The organism is Rubritalea sp., from assembly GCF_039830215.1.
GTDB lineage: Bacteria > Verrucomicrobiota > Verrucomicrobiia > Verrucomicrobiales > Akkermansiaceae > Rubritalea.
This window is the reverse complement of the sequence record NZ_JBDOPO010000039.1, coordinates 1-3,836: the sequence shown is the minus strand read 5'-3', so window position 1 is coordinate 3,836 and position 3,836 is coordinate 1. Positions and strand designations below refer to the sequence as shown.

The window sequence follows — 3,836 nt, the reverse complement described above, 5'->3', positions numbered from 1 at the left end:
TCCCCGTTCTGGCCGAACTCAGCAAGAAGACGCAAATTCTCATTTTCACACACCACAGTCATCTCAGCAAACTGGCTAACGACTGCTCGTCAGCGATTCAACTCCACCAACTTGCCATTTAAACTTTTAGAGCTCCCGTTATTGCGCACTTCGCAATACTGATTAATGATTAATTCAATTTACGCAATCGATATTTTACGATTGAATGCGCAGGTAACAATTTTACATCACCCCCCACCAACAAGAACTAAATATTATGGCTGAAAATTACTTCAACACACTACCACTTCGCCGCAAGCTTGAAGAGCTTGGCGATTGTCACTTCATGGACGCATCTGAATTTGCACGTGGCACAGAAGCTGCACAAGGCAAGAAGATCGTAATCGTTGGTTGTGGCGCACAGGGCCTCAACCAAGGCCTCAACATGCGTGACTCAGGACTCGACGTTTCTTACGCACTTCGCGACGCAGCGATTACCGAAAAGCGCCAATCTTTCCTTAATGCTTCTGAGAACGGTTTCGCAGTAGGCACCTACGAGGAGATGCTTCCAACAGCAGACATCGTGATGAACCTCGCACCTGATAAGCAGCACACTTCTGTAGTTGAGACAGTGATTCCTCACATGAAGGAAGGCGCTACATTCTCCTACGCACATGGCTTCAACATCGTGGAAGAAGGCACACAGATCCGCAAGGACCTCACAGTAATCATGGTGGCACCTAAGTCACCAGGTTCTGAAGTTCGCGAAGAATACAAGCGCGGCTTCGGTGTTCCAACACTCATTTCTTGCCACGTAGAGAACGACCCAACAGGTGAAGGCATCGAGATTGCTAAGGCTCTCTGTGTTGCTCAAGGTGGCCACCACGCAGGTGTGCTTAATTCTTCATTCGTAGCTGAAGTAAAGTCCGACCTTATGGGCGAGCAGACAATCCTCTGTGGACTTCTGCAAGCTGGCTCAATCCTCTGTTTCGACAAGATGGTCAAAGAAGGAATCGAAGAAGGCTACGCATCTAACCTCATTCAGTTCGGTTGGGAGACAATCACTGAAGCACTTAAGCACGGTGGTATCACTAACATGATGGATCGTCTTTCTAATCCAGCTAAGATCGTGGCCTACAGCCTCGGTGAAGAGCTTAAAGTCATCATGGGTGACCTTTTCTACAAGCACATGGATGACATCATCTCTGGTGAGTTCTCATCTACAATGATGGCTGACTGGGCTAACGACGATGTGAATCTCCTCACGTGGCGTAAGGAAACTGGTGAGACTGCATTTGAAAAGTCCACACCATCTGGTGAGATTTCTGAGCAAGAGTTCTTCGACAAGGGCATCGTAATGGTGGCTATGGTGAAGGCTGGCGTAGAGCTCGCATTCGAAGCAATGGTTGATTCTGGCATCCAAGCTGAGTCAGCATACTACGAGTCACTCCACGAGACACCACTCATCGCAAACACAATCGCACGTAAGAAGCTCTTTGAAATGAACCGCATCATTTCTGACACAGCTGAGTACGGTTGCTACCTCTTCTCACACGCTGCAGTTCCCCTCCTTAAGGACTTCATCGAAGAAATCGACACAGACGTGATCGGCAAAGGTCTCAGCACAACTGACACAGCTGTAGACAACCGTCTACTCGTAGACGTGAACTTCAACATCCGTAACCACGAGGTTGAAGAGATCGGAGAAATCCTCCGTGAGTCTATGTCCAACATGGCTGCAATCTAGCTTCGCTAGAATTAATAATGAACAATTAGGAATTAATAGTTCTTGGTTAAAGAGCTCAGGGTGATAGCACTCTGGGCTCTTTTTGTACTCAACCACAATTTCTTCTAGGCGTTGTTCTAGGCTTCGCTATGAAGACGCGTATGAGCTTTAGATGGTGTGGTTCGGATCGTAAATCGTCGCATTATACCACTGGGTATAGGTCGACCTTTTAGCCTTTTACTTTGGTGTAACGCTGGACTTAGGGCATTGCCCTCGCTAGGTGGGTCGCCCCGTTAGTTCTGAAGAACCTTAGGGTTACGGTGAGTCGCGGTGTTGGGGCTGATGTTGAGGAGAATCGGTGCATATGTCCTTGAGGAATTACCTTGTTGTTTATGGAGTTGGTGGATTTTTAGGCGGTAGTTATCAGTAAAACTGAATCGAATTTATCGCTTTGCTGGAACCATTGACCCGCAACTATTGACCAATGACAGAAGCGAACCCTCTTCTACACTTGCAGTTCTGGGTAAATCCATTTACTAGATGGCCATGTCCAGCACACTTGGCCAAATCTTTAAAATTTCTACATGGGGTGAGTCTCATGGCGTCGGAGTAGGCGTCAACATCGATGGCTGCCCACCACTTCTTGAAATCACTCAGGAAGACATTCAAAAAGAACTCGATCGTCGCCGTCCAGGCCAGTCGGATATCGTGACTCCACGTAAAGAAGGCGATGTCTGCGAGATTCTATCAGGCGTGTTCGAGGGCAAGACTCTCGGCTCGCCTATTGGCATCCTTGTGCGCAATCAAGACCAACGCCCTTCTTCCTACACAGAGATGAAGGACAAGTACCGACCTTCTCACGCTGACTATACGTACGATGCTAAGTACGGAATCCGTGCATGGCATGGTGGTGGTCGCGCATCTGCTCGCGAGACAATTGGTCGTGTGGCTGCTGCTGCAGTGGCTAAAAAAGTGATCGATTCGATTTGCCCGGGCATCGAAGTCATCGCTTATGTAAAATCTATCAAACACCTACAGGCAAATGTCGATCCGAGCACAGTAAAATTCGACGACGTGGAGTCAAACATAGTGCGTACTGGGGATCTATCAATGGTGGAGCCAATGGTCGATCTGATCAAAGAAGTGCGTGGAGAAGGCAACTCTGTAGGAGGTGTGGTTGAGTGCGTTATCCGTAACTGCCCAGCTGGTCTTGGAGCTCCAGTTTTCGATAAGCTCGAAGCTGAACTCGCTAAGGCAATGATGTCGATCCCGGCAACAAAGGGATTTGAAATCGGCTCCGGTTTTGATGGGACTCAACTCACTGGCGCGGAACACAACGACCACTTCTATATGGAGGATGAAAAAGTCCGCACTATGACAAACAACTCCGGTGGTATCCAAGGTGGTATTTCAAATGGCGAGAACATCATTTTCCGCGTGGCCTTCAAGCCGACTGCGACGATCATGACTGAACAGCCTACAATCGATACTGACCACAAGGATACTGAACTCAAAGGTCGCGGTCGTCACGACGCCTGCGTTCTTCCACGTGCGGTTCCAATGGTAGAGGCTATGTCTTACCTAATCTTAGTTGATCACATCCTTCGCCAGCGCGCGCAGATGGGCTCAGTCTAACACTAGCTATAGCTATTTTATCTCTATGTCTGTAAATTCCTATTTCACTCCCCAGCCCATTGTTAGTATTTACGCAATTATAGCCTAGGTCTTGATATAGATTCTCAAGATGGTAGCTACTCAACATCAACAAGTATTATCGCTCACCATCTATCTATCTTTTCACTGACTAGTCGCCTAATGATGATAGCAAAGGAAGAAAGCTTTCTATCGTACACACCCCGCTCTTGGGTTAACTTTTACTACTGTTAGAGTCATCCTCTGGGACGCTGATCATGGTGTTTTTTTTTCCAAAAGAAAGTTGCACTTAGAATTTATAATGGAGAAACATCTTAGATGTGATGTCAAAGAAAGGTTAAAGAGTTGCAAATATACAACTCACACTAAGTTTTATCTGACTTGCGGGTTTTATTTTCGTGGACAGCTTCCTCCCCTTTTTGGTCTTTGTTCTGCTTCTACTTTTTCATTGGCTCTTTACCCTAGTTCCGGAAAAAAT

General features: G+C 47.0%; 2 protein-coding genes. Both read left to right on the top strand.

The annotated features are described in order from the left end of the window. Positions 1 to 256: 256 nt before the first annotated feature. Positions 257 to 1,726, top strand: coding sequence for a ketol-acid reductoisomerase (ilvC, locus tag ABGY95_RS00985; RefSeq protein WP_347439810.1), 1,470 nt, complete (start codon positions 257 to 259; stop codon positions 1,724 to 1,726). A gap of 525 nt (positions 1,727 to 2,251) precedes the next feature. Continuing rightward, on the top strand, positions 2,252 to 3,340 hold the full coding sequence (aroC, locus tag ABGY95_RS00980; protein WP_347439809.1) for a chorismate synthase: 1,089 nt from the start codon (positions 2,252 to 2,254) through the stop codon (positions 3,338 to 3,340). Positions 3,341 to 3,836: the final 496 nt, after the last annotated feature.